Source organism: Ralstonia sp. R-29 (assembly GCF_049913345.1).
Classification (GTDB): Bacteria; Pseudomonadota; Gammaproteobacteria; order Burkholderiales; family Burkholderiaceae; genus Ralstonia.
The window spans coordinates 765924-790729 of the sequence record NZ_CP184377.1; the positions used below are offsets into that span (position 1 = coordinate 765924).

25 protein-coding genes and 1 riboswitch are annotated in these 24806 nt (G+C 64.4%); of the genes, 8 read left to right on the forward strand and 17 right to left on the reverse strand.

Annotation, left to right across the window (positions count from 1 at the left end):
- Nucleotides 1-105: 105 nt before the first annotated feature.
- The 3 genes from ACN9M1_RS03625 to ubiD form a co-directional block, all read right to left on the reverse strand.
- Entirely contained in the window at nt 106-2160 is a 2055-nt protein-coding gene (locus ACN9M1_RS03625; RefSeq protein ID WP_426397459.1) for an acetoacetate--CoA ligase, read from the reverse strand.
- A gap of 84 nt (nt 2161-2244) precedes the next feature.
- Nucleotides 2245-3750: an NAD-dependent succinate-semialdehyde dehydrogenase gene (locus tag ACN9M1_RS03630; RefSeq protein ID WP_426397461.1), complete on the reverse strand. Its 1506-nt coding sequence runs from the start codon at nt 3748-3750 to the stop codon at nt 2245-2247.
- A 120-nt stretch (nt 3751-3870) separates the two neighbouring features.
- Nucleotides 3871-5382, reverse strand: a complete 1512-nt coding sequence (ubiD, locus tag ACN9M1_RS03635) for a 4-hydroxy-3-polyprenylbenzoate decarboxylase (RefSeq protein ID WP_426397463.1) — start codon at nt 5380-5382, stop codon at nt 3871-3873.
- A gap of 535 nt (nt 5383-5917) precedes the next feature.
- Here ubiD and ACN9M1_RS03640 point away from each other — a divergent pair.
- Entirely contained in the window at nt 5918-7111 is a 1194-nt protein-coding gene (locus ACN9M1_RS03640) for a transglycosylase SLT domain-containing protein (RefSeq protein ID WP_426397465.1), read from the forward strand.
- 90 nt (nt 7112-7201) lie between these two features.
- Here the strand turns inward: ACN9M1_RS03640 and ACN9M1_RS03645 are convergent, their stop codons facing one another.
- The 14 genes from ACN9M1_RS03645 to glyA all read right to left on the reverse strand — a co-directional run bounded on the left by ACN9M1_RS03645 (nt 7202) and on the right by glyA (nt 19039).
- Entirely contained in the window at nt 7202-8386 is a 1185-nt protein-coding gene (locus ACN9M1_RS03645) for a pyridoxal phosphate-dependent aminotransferase (RefSeq protein ID WP_426397467.1), read from the reverse strand.
- Between the two features lie 43 nt (nt 8387-8429).
- On the reverse strand, nt 8430-8897 hold the full coding sequence (gene nusB / locus ACN9M1_RS03650) for a transcription antitermination factor NusB (RefSeq protein ID WP_012761449.1): 468 nt from the start codon (nt 8895-8897) through the stop codon (nt 8430-8432).
- Nucleotides 8898-8948: 51 nt separating this feature from the next.
- Nucleotides 8949-9443, reverse strand: coding sequence for a 6,7-dimethyl-8-ribityllumazine synthase (gene ribH, locus ACN9M1_RS03655; protein WP_426397469.1), 495 nt, complete (start codon nt 9441-9443; stop codon nt 8949-8951).
- A gap of 84 nt (nt 9444-9527) precedes the next feature.
- The gene (ribBA, locus tag ACN9M1_RS03660) at nt 9528-10658 is read right to left on the reverse strand and encodes a bifunctional 3,4-dihydroxy-2-butanone-4-phosphate synthase/GTP cyclohydrolase II (protein WP_426397471.1); all 1131 of its coding nucleotides are present in this window, start codon (nt 10656-10658) and stop codon (nt 9528-9530) included.
- Between the two features lie 140 nt (nt 10659-10798).
- Nucleotides 10799-11428, reverse strand: coding sequence for a riboflavin synthase (locus ACN9M1_RS03665; protein ID WP_426397473.1), 630 nt, complete (start codon nt 11426-11428; stop codon nt 10799-10801).
- Nucleotides 11429-11434: 6 nt separating this feature from the next.
- Nucleotides 11435-12547 carry a bifunctional diaminohydroxyphosphoribosylaminopyrimidine deaminase/5-amino-6-(5-phosphoribosylamino)uracil reductase RibD gene (ribD, locus tag ACN9M1_RS03670; RefSeq protein ID WP_426397475.1) on the reverse strand — a complete coding sequence of 371 codons (1113 nt, stop codon included), beginning with the start codon at nt 12545-12547 and terminating at the stop codon, nt 11435-11437.
- 20 nt (nt 12548-12567) lie between these two features.
- Nucleotides 12568-13107 carry a GspH/FimT family pseudopilin gene (locus tag ACN9M1_RS03675; RefSeq protein ID WP_426397477.1) on the reverse strand — a complete coding sequence of 180 codons (540 nt, stop codon included), beginning with the start codon at nt 13105-13107 and terminating at the stop codon, nt 12568-12570.
- 17 nt (nt 13108-13124) lie between these two features.
- The gene (locus ACN9M1_RS03680; RefSeq protein ID WP_426397479.1) at nt 13125-13532 is read right to left on the reverse strand and encodes a prepilin-type N-terminal cleavage/methylation domain-containing protein; all 408 of its coding nucleotides are present in this window, start codon (nt 13530-13532) and stop codon (nt 13125-13127) included.
- Nucleotides 13532-15361, reverse strand: coding sequence for a pilus assembly protein (locus tag ACN9M1_RS03685; RefSeq protein ID WP_426397481.1), 1830 nt, complete (start codon nt 15359-15361; stop codon nt 13532-13534). The genes ACN9M1_RS03680 and ACN9M1_RS03685 overlap by 1 nt, the downstream gene beginning before the upstream one ends.
- Nucleotides 15358-16002, reverse strand: coding sequence for a pilus assembly protein (locus tag ACN9M1_RS03690; RefSeq protein WP_426397482.1), 645 nt, complete (start codon nt 16000-16002; stop codon nt 15358-15360). Before ACN9M1_RS03690 ends, ACN9M1_RS03685 begins: the two co-directional genes overlap by 4 nt.
- Nucleotides 15996-16865 carry a PilW family protein gene (locus ACN9M1_RS03695; protein ID WP_426397484.1) on the reverse strand — a complete coding sequence of 290 codons (870 nt, stop codon included), beginning with the start codon at nt 16863-16865 and terminating at the stop codon, nt 15996-15998. Before ACN9M1_RS03695 ends, ACN9M1_RS03690 begins: the two co-directional genes overlap by 7 nt.
- Nucleotides 16866-16908: 43 nt before the next feature.
- Entirely contained in the window at nt 16909-17100 is a 192-nt protein-coding gene (locus tag ACN9M1_RS03700) for a prepilin-type N-terminal cleavage/methylation domain-containing protein (RefSeq protein ID WP_426397486.1), read from the reverse strand.
- 98 nt (nt 17101-17198) lie between these two features.
- A complete protein-coding gene (nrdR, locus tag ACN9M1_RS03705; RefSeq protein WP_426397488.1) occupies nt 17199-17663 on the reverse strand; it encodes a transcriptional regulator NrdR in 465 nt (154 codons plus the stop codon).
- 128 nt (nt 17664-17791) lie between these two features.
- Entirely contained in the window at nt 17792-19039 is a 1248-nt protein-coding gene (gene glyA, locus ACN9M1_RS03710) for a serine hydroxymethyltransferase (protein ID WP_426397490.1), read from the reverse strand.
- A 135-nt stretch (nt 19040-19174) separates the two neighbouring features.
- Nucleotides 19175-19304: riboswitch (ZMP/ZTP riboswitch) on the reverse strand.
- Between the two features lie 139 nt (nt 19305-19443).
- Here glyA and ydfG point away from each other — a divergent pair.
- The 7 genes from ydfG (at nt 19444) to pal (ending at nt 24766) form a co-directional block, all read left to right on the forward strand.
- Complete coding sequence (gene ydfG / locus ACN9M1_RS03715; RefSeq protein WP_426397492.1) at nt 19444-20196, forward strand: bifunctional NADP-dependent 3-hydroxy acid dehydrogenase/3-hydroxypropionate dehydrogenase YdfG; 753 nt, start codon at nt 19444-19446, stop codon at nt 20194-20196.
- Nucleotides 20197-20265: 69 nt separating this feature from the next.
- A complete protein-coding gene (gene ybgC / locus ACN9M1_RS03720; RefSeq protein ID WP_426397494.1) occupies nt 20266-20670 on the forward strand; it encodes a tol-pal system-associated acyl-CoA thioesterase in 405 nt (134 codons plus the stop codon).
- A complete protein-coding gene (tolQ, locus tag ACN9M1_RS03725) occupies nt 20667-21362 on the forward strand; it encodes a protein TolQ (RefSeq protein WP_426397496.1) in 696 nt (231 codons plus the stop codon). Before ybgC ends, tolQ begins: the two co-directional genes overlap by 4 nt.
- Nucleotides 21363-21374: 12 nt before the next feature.
- Nucleotides 21375-21806 carry a protein TolR gene (gene tolR, locus ACN9M1_RS03730; protein ID WP_426397498.1) on the forward strand — a complete coding sequence of 144 codons (432 nt, stop codon included), beginning with the start codon at nt 21375-21377 and terminating at the stop codon, nt 21804-21806.
- A 40-nt stretch (nt 21807-21846) separates the two neighbouring features.
- Complete coding sequence (gene tolA / locus ACN9M1_RS03735; protein ID WP_426398793.1) at nt 21847-22887, forward strand: cell envelope integrity protein TolA; 1041 nt, start codon at nt 21847-21849, stop codon at nt 22885-22887.
- 23 nt (nt 22888-22910) lie between these two features.
- The gene (gene tolB, locus ACN9M1_RS03740; protein WP_426398794.1) at nt 22911-24215 is read left to right on the forward strand and encodes a Tol-Pal system beta propeller repeat protein TolB; all 1305 of its coding nucleotides are present in this window, start codon (nt 22911-22913) and stop codon (nt 24213-24215) included.
- 29 nt (nt 24216-24244) lie between these two features.
- The gene (gene pal, locus ACN9M1_RS03745; RefSeq protein ID WP_426397500.1) at nt 24245-24766 is read left to right on the forward strand and encodes a peptidoglycan-associated lipoprotein Pal; all 522 of its coding nucleotides are present in this window, start codon (nt 24245-24247) and stop codon (nt 24764-24766) included.
- Nucleotides 24767-24806 lie beyond the last annotated feature (40 nt).

Genomic DNA, 24806 nt, shown 5'->3' on the forward strand with positions numbered 1-24806 from the left:
CCCGACCTCTTGGCGTGCCGGTGCACGCTGTACGTTAGTCAGCCTGTCTGCGCCATGCCATCGTACGATTGGGGGAGATTGTAGAACCTCTGGCGATCAATCGGTTTAGTTCCGCCACGATTCCAGCGCTGGGGTGGCCTCGGCTGCTGCGCTGGTTTGCGCGGCCAGCGTGCGGGCATAGTCCACATACCACGTCAGCACGTCCGGATTGGCCATCGCATCCGGTTTGGCGATGCGCTCGGGCGGGGCGCCGAGCAGCAGCTTCTTGATCGGCACCTCCATCTTCTTGCCTGACAACGTGCGCGGCACGCCCGGCGCCTGCATGACCACGTTGGGCACATGCCGCGCGGACAGCCCCGCCTTGATACGCGCGTTGATGGTGTTGCGCAGCGCGTCGTCTAGCAAGGCACCTTCGCGCAGCACGACAAACAGCGGCATGAAGGATTCGCGGCCGAGGAATTCCAGATCGACGACCAGACTGTCGAGCACTTCCGGCAGATCCTCCACCACGCGATACAGCTCGGCCGTGCCCATGCGGATGCCGTGGCGGTTGATGGTGGCGTCTGACCGGCCGTAGATGATGGCGCCGCCGCGCGGGGTGATCTTGATCCAGTCGCCGTGGCGCCACTGGCCGGGGTACATGTCGAAGTAGCTGTCGCGGTAGCGGCTGCCGTCGGTGTCGCCCCAGAAGAACAGCGGCATCGATGGGATGGGCGCGGTGCAGACCAGTTCGCCTACGGCATCGATGAGCGGCTTGCCGGCCTCGTCCAGCGCTTCCACGCGCGAGCCGAGGTTGCGGCACTGCATTTCGCCTGCGTAGACGGGCAGGGTGGGTACGCCGCCGACGAAGCAGCCGGCAAAGTCGGTGCCGCCGGAGATCGGATTGAGCCAGACGTCGGCCTTCACGTGGCGGTAGATCCAGTCATATGCTTCGGCCGAGAGCGGCGAGCCGGTCGAGCCAATGGCGCGCAGCTTCGACAGATCGAAATCGCGGCCGGGCTCGATGCCGGCTTTCAGGCAATTGGCGAAGAACGCCGCGCCCGCACCGAAGAACGTCACGCCCGCGTCCTGGGCGAAGCGCCACAGCGTGTTGAGATCGGGCGTGCCGGGGTTGCCGTCGTAGATCGCGAGCGTGACGCCGCCGAGCAGGCCGCTCGCCTGCGAATTCCACATGACCCAGCCGGTGCTGCTGTACCAGTGGTAGACGTCGTTGGGCCCAAGGTCGAGATGCAGCGCGCCCATCATCGTCTGCACCAGCAGCAGGCCGCCGTGGCCGTGCACGATGGGCTTGGGCATGCCGGTGGTGCCGGACGAATAGAGAATCCACAGTGGGTGATCGGCCGCCACGGGTGTGACGACGAGCGGTACGTCGTTGGCCGTCAGGTCGCGCCAGTCCTGGGCTTGCGGAAAGCGTGCGCGGTTGATGTCGCCGTGCAGTTGCGGCACCAGCACGAGGTGTTTGACCGTCGGTAGCGCGGCGACCATCTCTGCGACTACGTCGGTGCGGTCGAACGCGCGGCCACCGTAGTGATAGCCGTCCACCGCGATCAGCACCTTGGGTTCGATCTGGCGGAAACGGTCGGTGACGGCCACCTGGCCCATGTCGGGCGCGCAGACCGACCAGATGGCCCCGACGCTGGCCGTGGCAAGAAACGCGACGATGGCGTCGGGCGTGTTCGACAGATAGGCGGCAACACGGTCGCCCGGCACCACGCCCATCCTGCGCAGTGCATCGGCCAGCGAGGCGACGCGTTGGCGAAGCTCGCGCCATGAGAGGTCGGCCAGGGGTTTGGTCTCGCTGGCGTAGCGGATGGCGGTGCGATCGGGGCTGCCGCCTTCTTCCACGTGGCGCATCACCTGGTCGACGTAATTCAGCTTGGCGCCGACCAGCCATTGCGCGCCGGGCATCGTGCGATCGCCGAGCATCTGGGTGAAAGGCGTCGAGGCGCACAGGTCGAAGTGTTCCCAGACGGAGGTCCAGAACGCTTCGAGGTCGGTGGTGGACCATTCCCAGAGCTTTGCGTAACCCTCGGGCGTGGTGGCCGAGAAGCGCAGGCCGCGTTCGCGCGCGAGCCAATCGAGGTAATGCGTCAGGCGCGATCGCGCAATGACGTCAGCCGACGGCGTCCAGAGCAGGGCGCCTTCCTGGATGGTGTTCATGTGTCTCCTCCGCCAGATGGGATATCGGCAAGGGGAGGCCGCCTGTTCTCTATGGTTGGAGCAAGTCGGCCAGGGGGAGGCGGCTCAGATGCCGCCCATGCACAGGTACTTCAACTCAAGGTATTCGTCGATGCCGTAGACCGAACCTTCACGGCCCAGGCCCGATTGCTTGATGCCGCCGAACGGCGCCACCTCATTCGAGATCAGCCCGGTGTTGATGCCGACCATGCCGTACTCAAGCTGTTCGGCCACGCGCCAGATGCGGCCGATGTCGCGGCTGAAGAAGTACGAGGCGAGGCCGAATTCGGTGTCATTGGCCAGGCGCACGACTTCCGCTTCGTCCTGGAACTTGAAGATGGCGGAGACGGGGCCGAAGGTCTCTTCGCGGGCGATCAGCATGTCGGGTGTGGCGTCGGCCAGCACGGTCGGCTCGACAAAGCGCTGCGAGCCGAAGCCCTGCATCAGCTTGCCGCCGGCAGTCAGGCGCGCGCCTTTCTGCGTCGCATCGCTGATGTGCCGCTGCACTTTTTCCACAGCCTGATCGTCGATCAGCGGGCCTTGCACGACGCCTGTGTCGAAGCCGTTGCCGACCTTGATGCCCTTGACCTTGGCCGAGAGCTTCTCGACAAACGCGTCGTACACCGAGGCATGCACATAGAAGCGGTTCGTACACACGCAGGTCTGGCCTGCGTTGCGGTACTTCGACTGCACTGCGCCTTCCACGGCAGCATCGATGTCCGCATCGTCGAACACGATGAACGGCGCATGGCCGCCCAGCTCCAGCGCCACCTTCTTCACCGTCGGCGAGCACTGCTGCATCAGGATGCGGCCCACCGGCGTCGACCCGGTGAACGACAGATGCCGCACGATCGGCGATTCGCACAGCGCTTTACCGATGGCGATCGAGCGATCGGCATCGCCCGTCACCACGTTGACCACACCCTTGGGGATGCCCGCGCGGTGCGCCAGTTCGGCCATCGCCAGCGCGGAGAGCGGTGTCTGCTCGGCAGGCTTGATGACGATGGTGCAGCCCGCCGCCAATGCCGGCGCCACTTTGCGGGTGATCATCGCCAGCGGGAAGTTCCACGGCGTGATGGACGCGCACACGCCCACCGGCTGCTTGAGCACCACCATGCGCTTGTCGCGCCAGGTGCTGGCCATGACGTCGCCCGAAACACGCTTGGCTTCTTCGGCAAACCATTCGATGAACGAGGCGCCGTAGATGATTTCGCCCTTGGCCTCGGCCAGCGGCTTGCCTTGCTCGGCGGTCATCAGCGCGGCGAGGTCGTCGGCGTTGGCGATGAGCAGGTCGAACCAGCGGCGCAGGAGGGTCGCGCGCTCCTTGCCAGTCAATTCACGCCACGCCGGCCAAGCCGCGTTGGCGGCATCGATCGCGCGCAGCGTTTCGGCGTGGCCGAGGTTGGCGACGTCAGTCAAATGCGCGTTGGTGGCCGGGTCGTGAACGGCAAAGGTTGCGCTGTCTGTGGCGCTTACCCAGGTGCCATCCACGTAGGACTGCGTCTTGATGAGGGAGCGGTCTTTGATGCGCTCCAGTGCGTTGGCGGTGCGGGAGTCGTGTGCTTCGGCCATGGCGGTCTCCATAAAGGAAGGCGGACCGAAAGGCCCGCCTTTTAGATGCAGCAGTCGCTTAACTCGCCAAGAATAACCGAACGACCGTTCGCTCGCTGCGTGGCCCGCCAGCCCTTGTGGTTACTGGAAGAGCGACTCCCACATGGTGTCGACCTTGGCCTTGACGGCAGCATCCATGACGATGGGCTGACCCCATTCGCGGGTGGTTTCGCCGGGCCACTTGTTGGTGGCGTCGATGCCCATCTTGGAGCCCAGGCCTGACACCGGCGAGGCGAAGTCGAGGTAGTCGATGGGGGTGTTTTCCACCATCACCGTGTCGCGCGCCGGGTCCACGCGCGTGGTGATGGCCCAGATGACTTCCTTCCAGTCGCGCAGGTTCACATCGTCGTCCACCACCACGATGAACTTCGTATACATGAATTGCCGCAGGAAGCTCCACACGCCAAACATCACGCGCTTCGCGTGGCCGGCGTACTGCTTCTTCATGCTGACCAGCGCCATGCGGTAGCTGCAGCCCTCGGGCGGCAGGTAGAAATCCGCAATCTCCGGAAACTGCTTCTGCAGCAGCGGCACGAACACTTCGTTGAGCGCCACGCCCAGCACGGCCGGCTCATCGGGCGGCTTGCCTGTATACGTGGAGTGGTAGATCGGGTCGCGGCGCATCGTGATGCGCTCGACCGTGAAGACCGGGAACCAGTCCTGCTCGTTGTAATAGCCGGTGTGGTCGCCAAACGGGCCTTCGAGTGCATGCTGATAGCCGCTCGGGTGCGTTGGGTCCGGCTGGATGTGGCCTTCGAGGACGATCTCCGCCCCAGCCGGCACCTGCAATTGCGCCTGCGCCAAGGAGGGTGTGAGGCACGTCGCAAGCTCGGTCCTGCTGCCCCGCAGCAAGCCGGCAAATTGATACTCCGAGAGCGTATCCGGCACCGGCGTCACCGCACCGAGAATGGTGGCCGGGTCTGCACCCAGCGCCACGGCAATCGGAAACGGCTGGCCGGGATTGGCGATGGCGTGCTCGCGGAAATCCAGCGCGCCACCCCGGTGCGCCAGCCAACGCATGATGACCTGATTGCGGCTGATCACCTGTTGGCGATAGATGCCCAGGTTCTGCCGTTTCTTGTGCGGCCCGCGCGTGATGACCAGCCCCCACGTGACCAGGGGCGCTGCGTCGCCCGGCCAGCACGTCTGCACGGGAATGCGCGCGAGATCCACATCGTCGCCTTCCCACACGATCTCCTGGCATGCGGGGGACGACACTTTGCGCGGTGCCATGTCCCACACGGCCTTGGCCATCGTCCACAGCTTGCCGGCTTCACGCAGGCCGCGAGGCGGCTCAGGTTCTTTCAACGCGGAGAGCAGGCGGCCCACATCGCGCAATTCGTCGAGCGATTCCGCGCCCATGCCCAGCGCCACGCGGCGCGTCGTGCCAAATAAGTTGGCGAGCACGGGTATGTCGTACTTGCGCGTACCGTCCACCGGCTGTTCGAAGACCACCGCCGGGCCTTCGGCGCGCAGCAGGCGGTCGCAGACTTCGGTCATTTCCAGCCGCGGTGACACCGGCTGACGCACGCGCCGCAGTTCGCCGATGCGCTCCAACTGGGCGAGAAAGTCACGTAAGTCTCTGTATTGCATGGAGATTTTGTAACGAAAGGTAATGGTCGGGGCGCCATCACGCACCCCGAAACGGCCGAATGATCGTCCCGGGACGCTTTTTTTGGTGTAGGCGGGGTGGCCGCGATTGTACGGGCAAAACTTCGCGGCACCCTGATGACAGAACGCCTTGCAGGTCAGCCAGTCCCAACAACGGGGGTCAAATCATAACTTTTTGATATGAAAACTTACTTCTTTATGATTGACTTGGCATAACGCGCTTCCTACAATCCAATCCGATCTGGCAATTGTTGCAATGCAACATGTTTTCGGCTATTGCCTTCGCCTAGCTCTCCTACGTATGAGCGGCGACGCCAGAGCACACAGCATCGCTGCGGGACGTGACCTCCCCAAGGACACGGCCCGCATTTCTCTGGGCACTAGGGGAGTGCCCCCAACAGATGCCGGCTGACTGCAACAGCGCGGCATCCTTACTAAAAACCGTTGCGATTCGAAACGCACGGCGCCATGCAAAAGAAAGGCGCCCACCGGATCTGCGCAGCGGACGGAGGTAAGTATGAACGGTTGGAAAACCCTTCATTCTTCCGGGCTCGGATCGGCGCTGCAACGCCGGCTCGTTGCCCCGGTTGGCCACCGCCTTGCGCGTGCTGGTCAAGTTGCGCTGCCTCGTAAGCTGCGCATGGAGTTGAACGCAGGGGGCGCTGTCGCGTCCCGCAATGAGTTGCATCCTGGCGTGCTGTGGGTCTTCCGCGGCGGGCATGTCGTGCTCAACAGCATCGGCGTGCTGGCGGTGGTGGCTGCGGTGGCGCTCTCGCTCAATAGCGAGTGGCGTGCCGTCGTCGCCCAGCGCGTGCTGCATTTCACGCCGGGTGTGGACACCAATGTCGCTTCGGCCGGTCCGTCGTCCGCGATTGCGGCTGGCGTACAGCCGGTCGCCTTTGCGCCGACTGCGCCGTCAGCCGGGACGGGTGCCGTCCAGGCGGTGGCGCCTGCAGCGGCCCAAGGTGGCACGGTCGCGGCTGCTGGCTGGGACACGCTTTCCAAGGTGCCATCTGTGGCCGAACTGGCTGCGCAGATCCCGAACACGCAGGTCGTCCGCGACGCGCGTGAGTCCGCAACCGCCGGTACGCCGCGTGAGCAGGCTGCCGTGGCGGAGTACATCGCCCGTAAGTACCGCGTAGCAGCGACCGCTACGGGCCAACTGGTGAAGGCGGCTTACCAGACCGGCAAGGAAGTCGGCGTGGACCCGCTGCTGATCCTGGGCGTGATGGCCATCGAATCCAGCTTCAACCCGTTTGCCGAAAGCGGCGTGGGCGCGCAGGGCCTGATGCAGGTGATGACCAACATCCACAAGGATAAGTACGAGGCGATCGGTGGCGTTGGCGCTGCGCTCAATCCGTACGCCAATATCAAGGTGGGCGCGCTGGTGCTCAAGGATTGCATCGCGCGTGCCGGCTCGATCGAGGGTGGTCTGAAGCTGTACGTGGGTGCGGTGACGACGGATGGCAGCGGTTATGGCGGCAAGGTGTTGCAGGAGCGTTCTCGCTTGCGCATGGTGGCGACGGGTCACAAGTCGCCGGTGACCATGGCGTCCGAGCGGGAGCCGGCAGCAAAGCCGGTGGCTGCAGCCGCGCCCGTGACGCAGGCCGATGCGAAGGCGCAAACTGCCAAGCCAGCCGATAAGCAGCCGGTCGCCGGCCAGCAGGAAGAAGCGCGTCTGGAAGCTGGCGTGCATCAAGGCCAAGCCTGATCCTCTGCAATTGCGGCTCGCGTTCGCTATATAAGAAAGGCCGTCCTTCGGGACGGCCTTTTTTTGTTTGGGCGATGCGCAGCGTTGGGGCTACCGGCTGAACAGCTTGCCCAGTCGGGCTACCGCTTCTTCCAGATGATCCATCGACGTTGCATACGACAGGCGGATGTAGTGCCGCGCCGTGTGCGGGCCGAAATCTAGCCCTGGCACCAGCACCACCCCCGCGTCATGCAGCATGGACTGTGTGAGCGCATCGGCGTCGTTGGCGTGCGGATGGTTCACGCCACGGCAGTCGGCGTACACATAGAAGGCGCCGTCGGGTTTGACCGGCACCTTGAAACCGAGCGACTCCAGCGCCGGCACGATGAAATCCCGTCGACGGCGGAATTCGGCCTTGCGGTCCTCGTAGATGGCCAGCGCTTCGGGCTCAAAACACGCCAGCGCCGCATGCTGTGCCACCGCCGACGCGCAGATGAACAGGTTCTGCGCGACCTTCTCGAACTCGGGCACCAGTTCGGTGGGCGCGACCAGCCAGCCCAGGCGCCAGCCCGTCATATTGAAATACTTCGAAAAGCTATTGATCGTGACGACATCGTCGCCGAACGACAGCGCAGAAACTGGAGCGTGGTCGTACGACAGGCCCTGGTAGATCTCGTCGACGATGGAGAACCCACCCCGCGCCCGCACCGTTTGCACGATGCGTTGCAGCTCGTCCGGCAGGATCGACGTGCCCGTCGGGTTGGACGGGGACGCCAGCAGTACGCCCTGCGTACGGTCACTCCAGTTGGCGTCGACTTGCTCGGCCGTCAATTGGAAGCGTGCTTCCGGCCCCGATGGCACCAGCTTCGCCGTGCCATTGAAGGCGGCCACGAAGTGACGGTTGCACGGGTAGCTCGGATCGGGCATCAGCACTTCGCCGCCAACTTCCACCAGCACCGCACAAGCCAACAGCAGCGCGGCTGACGCGCCAGCCGTGACGATGATGCGCTCGGGCGCGATGTCGAGACCGTAGGTGGACTGGTAGTAGCGGGCGATGGCTTCGCGCAACAGGCGAATGCCCAGCGCGCCGGTGTATTGCGTGACGCCGCGGCGCATGGCATCGGCGGCCGCTTGCACGACGGGCTCGGCGGCGGTGAAATCCGGCTCGCCGATACCCATGTGGATGATGCTGCGTCCCGCCAGTTCCAGTTCGCGAGCCTGTTTGGCCAGCTCCATCACGTGAAAAGCGCGAATATTGGCCAGCCGGGCGGCTGTCTGCAGGCGGTGGGCGTCCATCTTCAAGCGATGCGAAAAGGAAAGCGAACAACAAACGCCGCGATCAGCGGCGGGCGGCAACCTCAACAGCGCGCACCTGGGCGGCCAGCTTGTCCAGCACGCCGTTGACGTACTTGTAGCCTTCCACGCCGCCAAAGGTCTTGGTCAGTTCAACGGCCTCGTTGATCACGACCTTGTACGGGATGTCCACGCAGTGCACCAGCTCGTACGCGCCAACCAGCAGGGCAGCGCGCTCGACCGGCGACAGCTCGGCGACCGGACGGTCCAGATACGGCGTGAAGGCCTCGGTCAGCGTGGTTTCTTCGCGGATGGCACCGTGGAGCAGGGCGTCGAAGTGCGCACGGTCGGCCTTGTTGAAGCCTTGTGCGTCTTGCAGATGCGCCTCGACCACGCCCGGGTCGTTGCGGTTGAGCAGCCATTGATACAGACCCTGCAGTGCGAGTTCGCGTGCACGGCGGCGCGCGCTCTTGGCGGGCGCCTTGGTCTTGGCCTGGGAATTGTCTTGCGTCATGGAAAAGCCTTTGCGCCGGTGGGCGCATATTCGCGGCGCTGATTCGCGCGTTTACTCGTTTTCGTCTTCCTGGCCGTGATCCTGCAGACCGTCGAGATCGTTCGTCAGGTTGGCCATTTCAACAGCGGCACGGGCGCAATCACGACCCTTCTCGCGGGTGCGAGCGTGGGCTTGTGCGTCGGTGTCGGTGGTGAGGATGCCGTTGGCGATGGCGACGTTGAAGTCCAGGCCCACGCGCGTGATGCCGGCGCCGGATTCGTTCGACACCAGCTCGAAGTGATACGTTTCGCCGCGGATCACGGCGCCCAGTGCGATCAGTGCGTCGAACTGGCCCGATTCGGCCATCTTCTGCAGCGCCAGCGGCACTTCCAGTGCGCCCGGCACGGTCACCAGCAGCACGTCTTCGCCGGCCACGCCGAGTTGTTCCAGCTCAGCGACGCACGCCTCGCGCAGCGCTTCGCACACGGGTTCATTGAAGCGCGCCTGGACGATGCCGATGCGCAGGCCTTCGCCGTTCAGATTGGTCGGGTAGAAACCGTGGTCCATGGTGTATTCCGGTTGGAGTTGCCGCACAGGGCAGCGTCAGAAAAGAAGAAATCAGCGGGGCAGCCGAAGCTGCCGTACGAAACCTTAGTGGGTGGTGGCTGAAGCCGTTTCCGGGGCATCGGCCATCGATTGGTAGGCCGTGACCTCCAGGTCGTAGCCGGCCATGCTCGGCAGCTTGAGCGGAGAGGCCAGCACACGCATCTTGCCAACGCCCACGTCCTTGAGGATTTGCGCGCCGATCCCGTAGAGGCGGAGGTCGGGCTTAGCGCGCGGGCGCTCGTGCGGGGCATCCAGCGCGGTGAACTGCGCGAACAGGCGGTCCGGCGAATCGCCGCAATTGAGCAGCACGACTACGCCGGCCGGCGCGGCCTGCACGGCGCGCAAGGCGGCGGGCACGCTCCACGAATGCGTGGTGCGCTGGCACTCGAGCAAGTCCAGTACCGACAGCGGCTCATGCACGCGCACCAGCGTTTCGGTGTCTGGCGTCGGCGTGCCTTTAACCAGCGCTAGGTGGGCACGGCCCGCAGCGCGGTCCCGGAACGCAACGGCGTGGAACGTGCCGAACTGCGTTTCCATCGTGCGTTCGCCAACGCGCTCGACGATGCTCTCGGTGCGGCTGCGGTATTCGATCAAATCCGCAATCGTGCCGATCTTCAAACCGTGTTTCTGGGCAAACGCCACCAGATCCGGCAAGCGCGCCATGGTGCCGTCGTCTTTCAGAATCTCGCAGATCACGCCGGCGGGCGTCAGGCCGGCCAGTGCGGTCAGGTCGCAACCGGCCTCGGTGTGGCCAGCGCGCATCAGCACGCCGCCCTTCTGGGCACGCAGCGGGAAGATGTGACCCGGGTTCACCAGGTCCGACGGCTTGGCGTTCTTGGCGGCAGCCACCTGGATGGTGCGGGCGCGGTCGGCGGCGGAAATGCCGGTGGTCACGCCCTCGGCCGCCTCGATCGATACGGTGAAGTTGGTGCCGAACTGCGTACCGTTGCGGCTTGCCATCATCGGCAAGTCCAGCTGATCACAGTGTTCTTCGGTGAGTGTCAGGCATACCAGGCCCCGCGCATGCGTGACCATGAAGTTGATGGCTTCCGGCGTAACGAAATCGGCTGCCAGGACCAGGTCGCCTTCGTTCTCACGGTCTTCCTCGTCGACCAGGATGACCATCCGGCCGGCGCGGATTTCGGCAATGATTTCTTCGACTGTGGCGATCGACATGGCGTAGCGGGAAGCGCGTCGCGGGCCAGCCCCGGAATTTGTAACTTCGGGGGCCTGCGACTGCATAAATGGGAAGCCCGCTATTGTACGCGAAGGCGGCCCGCGCGATGCCCCTCCGCCCGGCCTCAGATCGTGGCGGCCTACGCGAGTGTGGTGTGACTTAGCATGCGCTCGACATAGCGGGCGATGAGGTCGATTTCCAGGTTGACCTGGCTGCCGGCCTTCAGGTGTTTGAGCGTGGTGACCGCCACAGTGTGTGGGATCAAGTTGATCGAGAACTCGCAGCCGTCGGCGTCGTCGCGCACGCGGTTGACCGTGAGCGATACGCCGTTGACGACCACCGACCCCTTATAGGCCAGATATTTGCCCAATTCCGGCGCGGCGCGCACGCGCAGTTCGTGCGATTCCCCCACCGGCGCGAAATGCGTGACGGTGCCCAGGCCGTCCACGTGACCTGATACGAGGTGGCCGCCGATGTGGTCGGCCAAGCGCAGCGCCTTTTCCAGATTCACTTCGCCGGGGCCTTCCAGTCCCACGGTCTTGGATAGGGATTCGCGCGACACATCCACGTCGAAACGGGTATCGGTTTTGGCGACGACCGTCATGCAGGCGCCCTGAATGGCGATGGAATCGCCCAGGGCGACGTCAGTCAGCGCCAATCCTCCGGCATCAATGGACAGGCGCACGCCTGCGTCAGCGGCATCGGGGGTTGCGCCCAGCGGCGAGACGGTTTCAATGCGGCCAACTGCGGCGACGATTCCGGTGAACATACGTAATCAATCCGTTGGGTTGCGGCGCGCCAGGATGCGGAGATCGCCCCCGATGCGCGAAATATCGTGAAAGAAGAATTCGGCCGCGCCTTCCAGCGTCTGCAGCGGCCCCATATTGAACATGCCCTGGCCCGAGCCGAGCACCTTGGGCGCCAGATAGACGAGGATCTCGTCGACCAGCCCCTCACGCAGCAGCGAACCGTTGAGTTTGAAACCAGCCTCGACGTGCAGTTCGTTGATTTCGCGGCGGCCGAGCTCGCGCAGCATGGCCGCCAAATCGACCTTGCCGGCCGCGTTCGGCATCAGGATGACCTCCGCGCCGCGCTCGGCCAGGGCGCGCATGCGGCCGGCTTCGGGCTGCGCGGCAAAGATCAGCGTCGGTTCGTGGTGGCCGTCGGCGGTGAGGATGTGCGCGTCGAGCGGCACGTCCAGCGCCGAGTCGATCAGCACGCGGCGCGGCTGGCGCGGCGTGTTGACCGCGCGCACGGTCAGGCGCGGGTTGTCTTCACGTACCGTGCCGATGCCGGTGAGGATGGCGCACGCGCGGGCGCGCCAGCGATGGCCGTCGTTGCGCGCCTCGGCTTCGGTGATCCACTGGCTGATGCCGTTGTCCAGCGCAGTGCGGCCGTCGAGCGACGCGCCAACCTTCACGCGCACCCAGGGCGTGCCACGCGTCATGCGCGACACGAAGCCGATGTTCAACTCGCGCGCCTCGCGTTCCAGCAGGCCACAGCGTACATCGACGCCGGCATCGCGCAGCTTTTGCAGGCCGCGTCCGGAAACGGCAGGGTTGGGGTCTTCCATGGCCGCCACCACGCGGGCGATGCCGGCTTCGACCAGGCGATCCGCACAGGGCGGGGTGCGCCCGAAGTGGCTGCAGGGCTCGAGCGTCACATAGGCGGTGGCGCCACGGACGTCCTGGCCGCGCGACTGGGCATCCTTGATGGCTTGGACTTCCGCGTGGTCCTGGCCCGCGGGCTGTGTGTAGCCTTCACCGATGACGGCGTCGCCTTGCACGATGACGCAGCCCACGCGTGGGTTGGGCGTGGTGGTGAAGAGCCCCTTCTCGGCCAGCGCCAGGGCACGTTGCATCATGGCGTGGTCGAAGTCGGAGAACATGGTGTGAAGCGTTGGGGAAGTTAAGGGGTGTCGCCGGTGACTGGGCAATCGGTGACCGTGCCTGGGTCGCAAATGCGGGCACGACCAACATCGTTGATCGTCACGCTGCGTGTATGCCGGCCGCTGGTGATGGTCAGCGTACGGAACAGAGAGGCGCCGTTGCTTGTGCGTGAGTATCCCACAGGTGCAAACGAAAACGTGTCGTCAGGGAAATTGGACGTGATCCGTACGGTGGGGGGGATGGAAGGGGACGCCGACAACAGGGTTTCTTGCGTCGGCTTCGATGTTCTGTCAGGAGAGCTTGCGGGCGGCGACGTGACCACTTCCCAACCCTTCGACCAGTCTGCGGCCCCGTCTCGTGGGCGTAGGTGCGCCTGAACATGTTGGTACTGGGCTGTGGTTCGGGCAAGGGATACCGCGCTCGCAAACTGTTCAGCAAGCAAGATCACTGTCGCGCGCTGCCAGCGGTCGACGATGGAGGGCACCGCCACCACGGCCAATATGCCGACGATGGTCATCACGACGGCCAGTTCAAGGAGTGTGACGCCGGTCTGTTGCATACGCCGTGTCGCGCACGTCATGGCCAGCATGCTGGGTCAGGTGGCAGGCGCTCGCCGGTGCTGCGCAGGACGAGTGTGCCGCACGCATCGGAATGGGTGGGAGGGCTGGGAACCGCCTGTATCTCAATGCACTGCCTGGGTCGCCGGACAGAATCAATGCCGGTGCAATCTGCGTGGACGTCGATCCGGTAGCCATCGACCTGCAGCGTTGGGCCGGGGGAATCGTCCGGGGACTGATATGTGCCCGTACGTGCGTGTCGCAGTTCCAACTGGGCGAGGGTTGCCACCAGGGCCGCACCGGCCGCCGCGCGACGGGAGCGGTCTCGATACGCCGGCCAGCCGGACATGGCCACAAACGCCAGCGCAGACGCCACGGCAACGACTACCATCAGCTCCAGCAGGGTGTATGCGTGTATGCGCCGCATCAGCGTGCCCCGGTTTCGGTCATCTCGCGCCAGCTCAGCCTGCCGAATCGGCGCGTGTAGGTGCGGGTTTCCATTTGGCGAACACGATCTCCATCGACCTGCCAGAGCCTCGTGTGCGTGGTTTGCGTAGGCGGCTCGCCGGTTGACAGCTGAGTGGGCGATTCGGTCTGGGTCGTGACGAGTGGCGAGCCGACAAGGACGTGCCCGGTGTGCCCGCTTGTTTCTGTGGGTAGACCGGCGCTTGGGTCTAGCAGATAGGCGCGCTTACTGCCGTCTGCATCGCGTGTGGTCAGCAGCAAGGTGTGCATGTCGGCGGTGGACAGATCTTCGGGTACTTGGCCCGCTGGCAGGTCGATGCGCCAGCCAGCCGCACCGCTGCTGCCGTCCGCGCTGATCTGTACGGTGCCAGCGTCGGCGGTGGCGCTGCGGCCGGCGAGGTCTTCGCGTCCGAGGCTGCGCGCGGAAGCAGCGGTATCCAAGACGCCGTACACGGTGGCGTGTTGATCGGCATCGACAGCGGTAAAGACTAGCAATGCGCCGCCAGCACTGGCAGCCAACAAGAGCGGGGAAAGGATGCCCTGCGTCAGTCCCTTGCTCGATTTGGCTATGAAAAAGGGCGTGCGCCGCTGCGTGTCATTGGTGCCGAGTGCGTTGGGCCAGGGCGATGTGCCGCTCAGATTGAAGCGCCAGATCTGGCCCCGCGTGTCCGCGGCGTACGCATAGGTGGCAAGCCCTTGCGCGTTCAGCGCGATTGCCGGTGCACCCAATCCACCACGGCTACCGGCCGCCGGTACTGTGATGGCATGCGCTGTGTTCTTGGACCACGCAGACGTGCGGGGCTGGTCCAGTGCCAGCAGCAACAGGCGGCTTTCGGCTTGCGCGTCGCCCTGGCCGTTGCCGCTGATGGCGAACCAATGCGATTGCGTGCCGTCGGCCAGCGGCACAATCGGAATGGGGCCATCGATCCGGCCCACGGTTGGGTCGTCGGCGTCGTCATAGGCCAGCAGAGGAGGAGCGCTGGCGGACTCGGGGTCCGTGACGTCCACCAGGAACAAGCCACGCCCCATGGAACCGTTACCGCATGCGAGCACCGACCGCCACTGCGCACCTGTCAATGCATCGGCGACAAATGGCCGGCTGCAAACCGGTGACGGCACGGGCCGATTCGGCGAAGCGTTGCGCGCTGCCGTCGGCAGGACGGCGTCCGACATGACCGCAAAGCGTTCGATGCCGGTAAGGGCATCAAAGCCGTGCAGTAGCCCATCGTTCGCGCCGACGTAGACCATCCACGCGCGCCGCGCATGATCTTTGCGGAACGCTGCATGGCTCGCGTCCAGGACAAAGCCCGGCGGGCCGAGCAATAGAGCGTGAGCGCCGCGCATGGAACCCAGGATCGATGTGCGTGACCTCAGGTGCGCGCCCGCATGTTCATCCCTGCGAATACCGCGCAGGTAGTCGACGCGCACCGCGCCGAGTTGGTCGTCGGCATTGAGTTCCGATTGTTGGGCGGGCGATAGCGCTTCCCATTGCAGTGCCGCAGGTTTGCGCGCTCCGGCGCCATCGCGGCTGAACGTCCAGAGTTGGCGTGTGTTGGGCACTGCGGTATCCAGCAGGCGGCTCGCTTCCCACAGATCAGATGGCGCCGGTGCATCCAGCGTGCCGAGCGTGGGATGGAACTGCATGGCGCGCAGACGACCGCTCCACGCATCGTCACCGGGCGCGATGACGAGTTGAGTTGGCAACTGGCCTGCCGCCGGGTCGGCGATCGCCCCTGGGGTAAAGCCCATCAATGCGGTAGCCAGCCACGCGCCGATGTGTTGCGCTTTCATGGTGCAACCGCCCGCGCTCGGTAGACAGATTGCAACATCACATTGACGTCCTCGTCGTTGCCGAAACCGATGGCGGTAATACGGAAGAGTGGGGGCGTGCGTTCGGCGCCGGCATGTGTCCAGAGTCCGGGCTGGGTGTCTGGGATGGGCTCGATGACATAGCGGGCGCGGTGTGCAGGTTTGTCGCGCGTATCGGCGGTGGTGAATGTGTCCAGTTCGGCGGCTTTGGCCTTTCTGTTGTTGTTCTGGTCGGGCTCAAAGTGGGCGAGGTCTTGCACGGTTTGACTTGGCTTTGGCCAGCACAGGCCACGTGTTGACTCGTCAGTTCCGCAACTGCCAGGAACAAAGCCGGCGAGCGTAATCGGGTCTAGTGCTGCGATGCGCGCGGCGGGCGGCGGCGCTCCGCAAGCGTGGTTGGTGGGGGTATTCGTGGCGAGCGCCAACTCGCATTCCGCAGCCGCCAACGCGGCTTCAGCTTCGCGCATGGCAAGGGCGTGATCCGCATAGAGCGTGGCGCGTCGGCGCTGATCACGCGCGATATGCAGGGCCGCCACCATCAACAGGCTGACGATGATGAGTGCACCGATGACGGCAACGATCGAGAATCCGCGCGCATGCGTGAGCGGGTTCGAGTTCAGCATGCGTCCACCTCGCAGTACAGCGGGTTACGTACGGTGAGTGTGGCGTTGAAGAGCCTGCGGTTGCGCCGTGGGTCTGTCGGGGTGAAGTAAAGATCTTGGTCGGTCGCCTGCGCGGACAACCCGGGGAAGAGGGTGATTCTGTTGGACTCGGGTAGCCTGATAGCGACGTTGTCCCCGCGAATGACCACAGCCACGTGCACTTGTTGCACGTGGCGCCAATCTGTGTCTTGCATGCCGCGTGCTGACAGGGCTACACCCGGCCGTGTTGCGATGGTGTAAAGCAGTTGCAGGGTGTCGATACCGCGCACCATGCCGGAGCCTGGGGTGGTCTCCTTAGGGGCGCCAGTGAACTCCCGGGTAAGGGAGCGACACATCAATTGCAGCTCCCCGTTGCTCCGGGAGACGTACAACATCATGTATCCCAAGCGGGGATCGCTTGCGCCGTCAATGCGTTCGGGTATGCCGCGGCCACCGCAATCGCGTGTGGCACCGTCTTCGGCTTTTCCGTCTGGCTGTGTACTGCGCCCCGCAAAGCGAACCAGTAAGGCATCGCTGCCACGCTCTCCGTTGGAGTTACAGCCAAACTCGGACAGCATGTGGGGACCGCCGCAATTGTCTTTACCCTCCAGCGACAGCGCATCGTTCGCACGGGGCCAGCGGCGCACGAGCGAAGTCGCGGGCGTGTCCGTTATCCACCCCGCCTGCTGTACTGCGGCGCGAATCAACTCCAGTGCTTGCATGCCGCGATCTTCCATGAGCGCTTCGTCGGCCAGACGCAGATAGCGTTGCCGTGCAATCAAGGTCAGCTGCAGCGCAATGCCCAGCACCATCAGGGCGATGACCATGCCGACCAGCAGTTCCACCAGCGACACGCCACGCGCGGGCCGGGCAAGCGGGTACGTCATGTCAGCGTGCTGCAGATTGCACGAGCGGGGGGCGAGCCTTTGCGCTCAGTTGGCGCGCGGCATGGCTGGCGGCCTCGATGGAGTCGAACGCGTGAAACATTGCCGCCGCGCCCAGCGAAAGCAGCGCCAGAGCAATGAGCGATTCAATCAGGATGGCGCCGCGTTGGCGGGCGGGGCGAGGGCGGGTGGACATGGAGCGGCTGACGCATAGCGAAGCCGCTCAAGTTAGTGCGGATTGGGGCGGGTAACTGTCACATGTGGTCAATGCTCGTGCTTTGACCACAGAGCAGGCTATTTGCGCACGCTTGGCGCGGAAATCTCGTCGAGGACATCCCGAAATTCGGCCACATCCTCAAAGCTGCGGTACACCGACGCAAACCGGATATACCCGATCTTGTCCAGCCGCTTGAGCTCGCGCATCACCAATTCGCCGACACGGTCGCTGCCGATTTCCTTCTCGCCGTGGCTGAGGAGTTTTTCTTCGATGCGCGCGATGGCCTCGTCGATGGCCTCGGCGGACACGGGGCGCTTGCGCAGCGCCAGGCGCATGGAATCCTTGACCTTGTTGCGGTCGTAATCGACGCGGCTGCCGTTCTTTTTGACGACAGCGGGGAAGAACAGCTCGATGCGTTCGTAGGTGGTGAAGCGGCGATCGCAGGCCTCGCACTTGCGGCGGCGGCGTACGGTGTCGGCGTCTTCCGACATGCGGGTTTCAATCACCTGGGTGGCCGCGTGGCCGCAAAAAGGGCATTTCATGCCGGTCTCCTCGGAAACCCTAGAACGCACAGCGCTAAAAAGAACAACGCCGCGATAGCCGGGCAGGCCTATCGCGGCAGGGTACTACGTGGTCTTGGGCGTGTGCGCCTTCGACCCAGGTCGACAGCTTAGCCGTAGACCGGGAACTGCTTGGTCAGCTCGGACACCTTGGCGCGCACGGCAGCGATATTCGCTTCGTCGTGCGGGTTGTCCAGCACGTCGGCGATCAGGTGCGCGACCTTCACGGCCTCGGCTTCCTTGAAACCGCGCGTGGTCATCGCCGGCGAGCCCAGGCGCACGCCCGAGGTCACGAACGGCTTTTCCGGGTCATTCGGAATCGCGTTCTTGTTGACGGTGATATGCGCGTCGCCCAGCACCTTCTCCGCTTCCTTGCCGGTGATGTTCTTTGCACGCAGGTCGACCAGCATCACGTGGCTTTCGGTGCGGCCCGAGACGATACGCAGGCCACGGGCCATCAGCGTTTCGGCCATGGCGGCGGCGTTCTTCACCACTTGCTGTTGGTAAGCCTTGAACTCCGGCGACAGCGCTTCCTTGAACGCCACTGCCTTGCCGGCGATCACGTGCATCAGCGGGCCACCTTGAATGCCCGGGAAAATCGCCGAGTTGATGGCTTTTTCGTGCTCAGCCTTCATCAGGATCACGCCGCCGCGCGGGCCGCGCAGGCTCTTGTGGGTGGTCGTGGTGACGAAGTCAGCGTGCGGCACCGGGTTCGGGTACACGCCCGCGGCGATCAGGCCAGCGTAGTGGGCCATGTCGACCATGAAATACGCGCCGATCGACTTGGCAATCTTGCCGATGCGCTCGAAATCGATACGCAGCGCGAATGCCGATGCGCCAGCGATGATCAGCTTCGGCTTCTTCTCTTGGGCCAGGGCTTCCAGCGCGTCGTAATCGATGTCTTCTTGCGCGTTCAGGCCGTAGCTGACCACGTTGAACCACTTGCCGCTCATGTTGAGCGCCATGCCGTGCGTCAGGTGACCGCCTTCGGCCAGGCTCATGCCCATGATCGTGTCGCCCGGCTTGAGCATGGCAAAGAACACGCCCTGGTTGGCCTGCGAGCCCGAGTTTGGCTGCACGTTGGCGGCTTCAGCGCCAAACAGTTGCTTCACGCGGTCGATAGCGAGCTGTTCCACCACGTCCACGTATTCGCAACCGCCGTAGTAACGCTTGCCGGGGTAGCCCTCGGCGTACTTGTTGGTCAGTTGCGAACCCTGGGCGGCCATCACGGCCGGCGAGGTGTAGTTCTCGGAGGCAATCAGCTCGATGTGGTCTTCCTGACGCTGATTTTCCTTCTGGATGGCGGCAAAGACTTCCGGGTCGATCTGGTCGATCGTATAGCGGCTGCGTTCGAACATGGCGAGTGTCTGGTCTGAAATGAAACGGAATTGGCGTAGGTCGGGCGAGGCGGGCGAGCTTCGGGAAACATGCGCGCGGCTTGGACACCGTTCTGTCGAGACAGAGCAGCGGGGACCCAAGTCACCCTGCTTCCCATTCGCTGCCCAGGCGAGCGGCAGGCGTCGTTGTGCATGACGCCAGAAACCTTGCGCTTCCTCGTGGTCGCTGCCCACATATCGAGGCTGCAGGGAGCAGCCTCAGGATTCGCCAGTCGCGCAAGGTGGAATGGTTGCCCGCGAGTGTACGACAGGCCCATGACCGCCGCAAGGCACCGGGCGCGTCGCAGCGCACATTGCGGCGCAACAGCCTCCAACGCTTCAGGTAAACTCAGACCTTCGTTTTTTTCAGGCTCGGAGACACTCTCATGATCGTATTCGTGACCGGCGCCACAGCCGGCTTTGGCGCGGCCATTGCGCGGCGTTTCGTGCGAGAAGGCCACCGCGTGATCGCGGCCGGTCGCCGTCAGGACCGTCTCGATACGCTCAAGGCCGAACTGGGCGATGCGCTGCTGCCGATCGTGCTGGATGTGCTGGATGCGGACGCCGTTGCTGCGCTGCCCGGCTCGCTGCCCGAGGGCTGGCGCGAAGTCGATGTGCTGGTCAACAACGCCGGTTTGGCACTCGGCCTGGAGCCCGCCCAGCGCGCCGACTTGACCGACTGGGACCGCATGATCGGCACGAACTGCTCGGGCCTGGTCCACATGACACGCGCGCTGCTTCCCGGCATGGTCGAGCGCAACCGCGGTCACGTTATCAACATTGGCTCCATCGCCGGGACGTATCCGTATCCGGGCGGCAACGTTTATGGCGCCACCAAGGCGTTCGTGCGCCAGTTCTCGTTGAACCTGCGGGCGGACCTGACCGGCACTCGCGTTCGCGTATCGAACGTCGAGCCGGGCCTGTGCTCCGGCACTGAGTTTTCCAATGTCCGCTTCAAGGGCGACGATGCCCGCGTGGAGAAGGTCTACGAGGGCACGGAAGCGCTTACCGCAGACGATATCGCCGAGGCCGTCTACTGGATGGCGGCGCTGCCGGCGCACTTCAATGTCAACGCGATGGAATTGATGCCCGTTTGCCAGTCGTTTTCGCCTACCAGCGTGACGCGAGGCATGGCCTGAGCGCCAACGCAAGCCCTCGGCCAGCCGGTGGATGGCTGGCCGTCACATGCGCCTTGGTAAAATTGCCCAATGTCTTCTTTTGATTGGAACCTGCGCGTGTATTGGGAAGATACCGACGCAGGCGGCGTGGTGTTCTACGCCAACTACCTGAAATTCTTCGAGCGCGCCCGCACCGAGTGGCTCCGCGCGCTGGGGGTCGATCAGCAGGCGCTGGCTGACACGACTGGGGCTATCTTTGTCGTGCGCAACACTGCTGTGGACTATCGCGCACCCGCCCGCCTGGATGACCTGCTGCAGATCCGTTCGCGTATGGAACGCGTCGGCCCGGCGTCGGTCCAATTCGCCCAGGAAAGCTGGCGTGGCGATATCTTGCTCGCCACCGGCACGATTCGTGTTGGATGTGTCGACCGGATCACATTCCGTCCGACCCCGATTCCCGCTCCCGTACTCGCAACCATCAAAGCTGCCGCATGAATCCCGTCGAGGTCACTCAAGATCTGTCGATCGTCTCGCTGGTGCTGCACGCCAGTGTCCTGGTCCAATTTGTTATGGGCCTGCTGCTGGTGATGTCGCTGTTCTCCTGGACGTACATTTTCCGCAAAGCCTTTGCGCTGCGTGCCGCGCGCAGCCAGACTGAATCGTTCGAGCGCGATTTCTGGGCCGGCGGCGACCTGCAGGCGCTGTATCAGAGTGCCGCCAATAACCGCCACACCACGGGGGCGCTGGAGCGCATTTTTGAAGCCGGCATGCGCGAATACCTCAAGACGCGTGAGCAACAGCGCGGCGCCATTTCAGACCCGAGTGCCATTCTGGATGCGGCCCGCCGTGCCATGCGTGCCGCGTATCAGCGCGAGATGGACTCGCTCGAATCGCATCTGCCGTTCCTGGCGTCGGTCGGTTCGGTCAGCCCGTATATCGGTCTGTTCGGCACGGTGTGGGGGATCATGAACGCCTTCCGTGGTCTGTCGAACGTGCAGCAGGCCACGCTGTCGGCGGTGGCGCCCGGTATTGCCGAAGCGCTGGTCGCCACGGCCATCGGCCTGTTTGCGGCCATTCCGGCGGTGATTGCCTACAACCGCTACGCCACCGAGATCGACCGCCTGGCCAACCGCTTCGAGAGCTTCATGGAAGAGTTCTCGAACATCCTGCAGCGCCAGACGCGCTAAGGAGCCGAGCGTATGGCGACCATCCAGCGAACGCGCCGCGCCCGACGGGCCAAGGCTGACATCAACGTCGTTCCGTACATCGACGTGATGCTGGTGCTGCTGGTCATCTTCATGGTGGCCGCACCTGTGGTGAACCCCGGCGTGGTCAACCTGCCGTCGGTGGCCAACGCCACGCCGCAGCAGACGCAGCCGCCTATTGTTGTGACGATCAAGAGCGACGGCACGATCCTTGCTCGCGTCAAAACAGGTTCAGGGGCGACCGAGCAAAAGCTTGCCAATAACAACGAGCTGCGCGCTTTTGTGAAGCAGCGTACCGACGAAAACCCCGATCAGCCTGTCGTGATTGCTGCCGACAAGGCGGTCCAATACGACCGCGTGCTGACCGTGATGAGCGTGCTCAAGGGCGACGGCGTCAAGCGCGTCGGCCTGATGGTGAAATCGTGATGGGCATGCGGATGAACCGAGGCGAGGCAATTTGAGCGTCATGGCCACGACGGCGTTGCACTCCAAGCTGCATCGGTATGAGCCTGTGCGCGAGCGCGGCACGCTGCGCGCGTTCGGGTTGGCGGTGCTCACGCATCTGCTGCTGATCGCCTTCCTGTATTTCGGCGTGCAATGGCAGAGCAGTACACCGCGCGGCGAAGAGGCGGAGCTGTGGGACGAAGCCGCTATACAACAGGCCGTGCAGTCGGCGCCGCCACCGGAGGTGAAGCCGGAGCCGGTCATCAAGGCGCCCCCCGCCAAGGTGGAAGACGAGGCCGACATTGCGCTGGAGCAGCAGAAGCGCAAACGCGAACAAGAGGCCGCCGCAGCCCGCGAGGCCGAGCTGGCGCGCCGCGCCGCCGCTGAGCGCGCGGAAGCCAAGCGCCAGGCGCAGTTGAAGGAACAGCAGGCGAAGGAACAACAGGCGCGTCAGGCGGAACTCCAGCGCAAGGCGCTGGCTGAGCAGCAGGCCAAGGACAAGGCTGCGGTCGAGGCCCAGGCGCGCAAGAACGCGCAACTGCAAGCACAGGCAGAAGCCAAGGCGAAGGCGGAAGCCGAGGCCAAGCAGAAGGAGCAGAAGGCGAAGGCTGCGGCAGAGGCTAAGTTGAAAGCCGAGGCCGAGCGCAAGGCGGCGGAAGCCAAGGCCAACGCGCAGCGCAACGCCAATCTGGCGCATCTGCAAGCGCTGGCTGGTGGAACGCCCAATACCGGAGGCAAGGTAGCGGGCTCAGGCGGCGGCGTTGGTACGGGCCAGGGCACTGGCGGTACGGCGGCGGCAGGTTATGCCGAACGCGTTCGTGCCAAGGTCAAGCCGAACATCCTGTTCGACCCGTCGGCCGTCAGCGGCAATCCAACGGCGGTTGTGGCGGTGCAGATGGCGCCAGACGGGTCCATCCTGTCCAAGCGCCTGACCAAGTCCAGCGGCAACGACGCGTATGACGAAGCCGTGCTGCGGGCTGTTGACCGCTCCGACCCGCTACCTAATCCTCCCGAGGGCATGCGCAGTGTCACGTTGACGTTCAAGCCCAAGGACAGGCAATAAGCTTCCAGATTCGAATACGGATGATGAATATGATGCGCAAGATGTGGATTCAGATCTTCCGACGAGCCGCGCAGGCGCTGCTGCTTTCCGCAGCGTGCGTCGGTGTGGCCCACGCCCAGCTCAATGTGGAAATCTCGGGCGTTGGCGCCAGCCAGTACCCGATTGCGATTGCCAACTTCCAGGGCGAAGCGGGTATCCCGCAGAACCTCTCCGCCATCGTGCGTGCGGATCTGGCGCGCAGCGGGCGTTTCTCCAACGTGGATGTCGCTGGCGCCGTGGTGCCGGACAGCCCGGCTCCCGACCTGGGCGCCTGGAAGACGCGTGGCGCCGCCGCCTTCGTGGGTGGCACCGTCACCCGCAACGGCGACCGCTATGAAATCCGCTTCCGCCTGTATGACACCGCCAAGGGCGAAAGCCTGGGCGGTCTCTCGCTCACGCGGGGCCCGGGCCAATTGCGGTTGGCGGGTCACGAGATTGCCGATTACATCTACCAGAAGCTGATTGGCGAGCGCGGTGTGTTTGCGACGCGCCTGTCGTACGTGTCGAAGGTGGGCCGCCGCTACCAGTTGCAGATTTCCGATTCGGATGGTGCCAACCCGCAAATCGCGCTGACGAGCAATGAACCGATCATTTCGCCGTCGTGGTCGCCGGATGGCACCAAGGTGGCCTATGTGTCGTTTGAGCTCAAGAAGCCGGTGGTGTACGTGCACGATCTGGTGGCCGGTCGCCGCACCGTGATCTCGAATCAGAAGGGCAACAACTCGGCGCCGTCATGGTCACCCGATGGCCGCCGCGTGGCCGTGGCACTCTCGCGTGACGGCAATACGCAGGTTTACGTGGTGAACGCGGATGGCTCGGGCCTGCGCCGCCTCACCCGCAGCGGCGCCATCGACACCGAGCCGTCGTTCTCGCCGGATGGCCGCTCGATCTACTTCACCAGCGATCGTGGCGGCGCGCCGCAGATCTATCGCATGTCGGCCGACGGTGAAGAGGCGGGCGGTGCGCAGCGCGTGACCTTCAAGGGCAGCTACAACACCAGCCCGCGCGTGTCGCCGGATGGCAAGCTGCTGGCGTATATCTCGCGCGTGGGCGGGGCGTTCCGCCTGTACACGCAGGATTTGTCCAACGGCGACGTGAATGCGCTCACCGATACGTCCTACGATGAATCGCCGAGCTTTGCTGCCAACGGCAAGTTCATCCTGTATTCCACGCGCGTGGGTGGCAAGACGGTGCTGGCCGCGGTGTCGACCGATGGCCGCACGCGTCAGATTCTTTCCCTCCAGGCCGGCGAGGTTCGCGAGCCGGCGTGGGGTCCTTTCATGCAATAACGCGGCCGTTCCTTTAGGAGAAATCGGACATGTCGAAGCCTCAAACCATGATCAAACTTGCAGCCATTGCCGCGCTGCTGGCCTTGGGCGCTTGCAGCTCGGGCGTGAAGCTCGATGACACCGCCAAGAACGGTACGGGCGGTGCCGCCGGCACGGGCGCTGATGCTCGCCAAGTCACCCCGGTGGATGTGGGCCGTGACGAACTGACCGACCCGAACAGCCCGTTGGCCAAGCGCAGCATCTACTTCGATTTCGACAGCTACTCGGTCAAGTCGGAGTACCAAGGCCTGCTGGGCCAGCACTCGCGCTATCTGCAATCGCACAACCAGCGCAAGGTGCTGATCCAGGGCAATACCGATGAGCGCGGCACCAGCGAGTACAACCTCGCACTGGGCCAGAAGCGTGCCGAGGCCGTGCGCCGCGCGCTGTCGTCGATGGGCGTGCCTGACAGCCAGATGGAAGCCGTGAGCCTGGGCAAGGAAAAGCCGCAGGCCACCGGCCATGACGAAGAGTCGTGGGCGCAGAACCGCCGCGCTGACATCGTGTATTGATCGGCCGTTTGAAGTCGCATACGCCGGCTGCGTTGTCGTG

Coding starts and splice junctions, on each gene's coding strand:
- ubiD (WP_426397463.1), bottom strand. CDS start 5,382: ATGCAATACAGAGACTTACGTGACTTTCTCGCCCAGTTGGAGCGCATC.
- glyA (WP_426397490.1), bottom strand. CDS start 19,039: ATGTTCGAACGCAGCCGCTATACGATCGACCAGATCGACCCGGAAGTC.
- ACN9M1_RS03640 (WP_426397465.1), top strand. CDS start 5,918: ATGAACGGTTGGAAAACCCTTCATTCTTCCGGGCTCGGATCGGCGCTG.
- ribD (WP_426397475.1), bottom strand. CDS start 12,547: ATGTTCTCCGACTTCGACCACGCCATGATGCAACGTGCCCTGGCGCTG.
- ACN9M1_RS03685 (WP_426397481.1), bottom strand. CDS start 15,361: ATGAAAGCGCAACACATCGGCGCGTGGCTGGCTACCGCATTGATGGGC.
- nrdR (WP_426397488.1), bottom strand. CDS start 17,663: ATGAAATGCCCTTTTTGCGGCCACGCGGCCACCCAGGTGATTGAAACC.
- ACN9M1_RS03665 (WP_426397473.1), bottom strand. CDS start 11,428: ATGTTCACCGGAATCGTCGCCGCAGTTGGCCGCATTGAAACCGTCTCG.
- ACN9M1_RS03630 (WP_426397461.1), bottom strand. CDS start 3,750: ATGGCCGAAGCACACGACTCCCGCACCGCCAACGCACTGGAGCGCATC.
- tolB (WP_426398794.1), top strand. CDS start 22,911: ATGAATATGATGCGCAAGATGTGGATTCAGATCTTCCGACGAGCCGCG.
- pal (WP_426397500.1), top strand. CDS start 24,245: ATGTCGAAGCCTCAAACCATGATCAAACTTGCAGCCATTGCCGCGCTG.
- ACN9M1_RS03675 (WP_426397477.1), bottom strand. CDS start 13,107: ATGCAACAGACCGGCGTCACACTCCTTGAACTGGCCGTCGTGATGACC.
- ACN9M1_RS03680 (WP_426397479.1), bottom strand. CDS start 13,532: ATGCGGCGCATACACGCATACACCCTGCTGGAGCTGATGGTAGTCGTT.
- ACN9M1_RS03690 (WP_426397482.1), bottom strand. CDS start 16,002: ATGCTGAACTCGAACCCGCTCACGCATGCGCGCGGATTCTCGATCGTT.
- ACN9M1_RS03700 (WP_426397486.1), bottom strand. CDS start 17,100: ATGTCCACCCGCCCTCGCCCCGCCCGCCAACGCGGCGCCATCCTGATT.
- tolQ (WP_426397496.1), top strand. CDS start 20,667: ATGAATCCCGTCGAGGTCACTCAAGATCTGTCGATCGTCTCGCTGGTG.
- ACN9M1_RS03625 (WP_426397459.1), bottom strand. CDS start 2,160: ATGAACACCATCCAGGAAGGCGCCCTGCTCTGGACGCCGTCGGCTGAC.
- ribH (WP_426397469.1), bottom strand. CDS start 9,443: ATGGACCACGGTTTCTACCCGACCAATCTGAACGGCGAAGGCCTGCGC.
- ribBA (WP_426397471.1), bottom strand. CDS start 10,658: ATGTCGATCGCCACAGTCGAAGAAATCATTGCCGAAATCCGCGCCGGC.
- tolA (WP_426398793.1), top strand. CDS start 21,847: ATGGCCACGACGGCGTTGCACTCCAAGCTGCATCGGTATGAGCCTGTG.
- ydfG (WP_426397492.1), top strand. CDS start 19,444: ATGATCGTATTCGTGACCGGCGCCACAGCCGGCTTTGGCGCGGCCATT.
- nusB (WP_012761449.1), bottom strand. CDS start 8,897: ATGACGCAAGACAATTCCCAGGCCAAGACCAAGGCGCCCGCCAAGAGC.
- ybgC (WP_426397494.1), top strand. CDS start 20,266: ATGTCTTCTTTTGATTGGAACCTGCGCGTGTATTGGGAAGATACCGAC.
- tolR (WP_426397498.1), top strand. CDS start 21,375: ATGGCGACCATCCAGCGAACGCGCCGCGCCCGACGGGCCAAGGCTGAC.
- ACN9M1_RS03645 (WP_426397467.1), bottom strand. CDS start 8,386: ATGGACGCCCACCGCCTGCAGACAGCCGCCCGGCTGGCCAATATTCGC.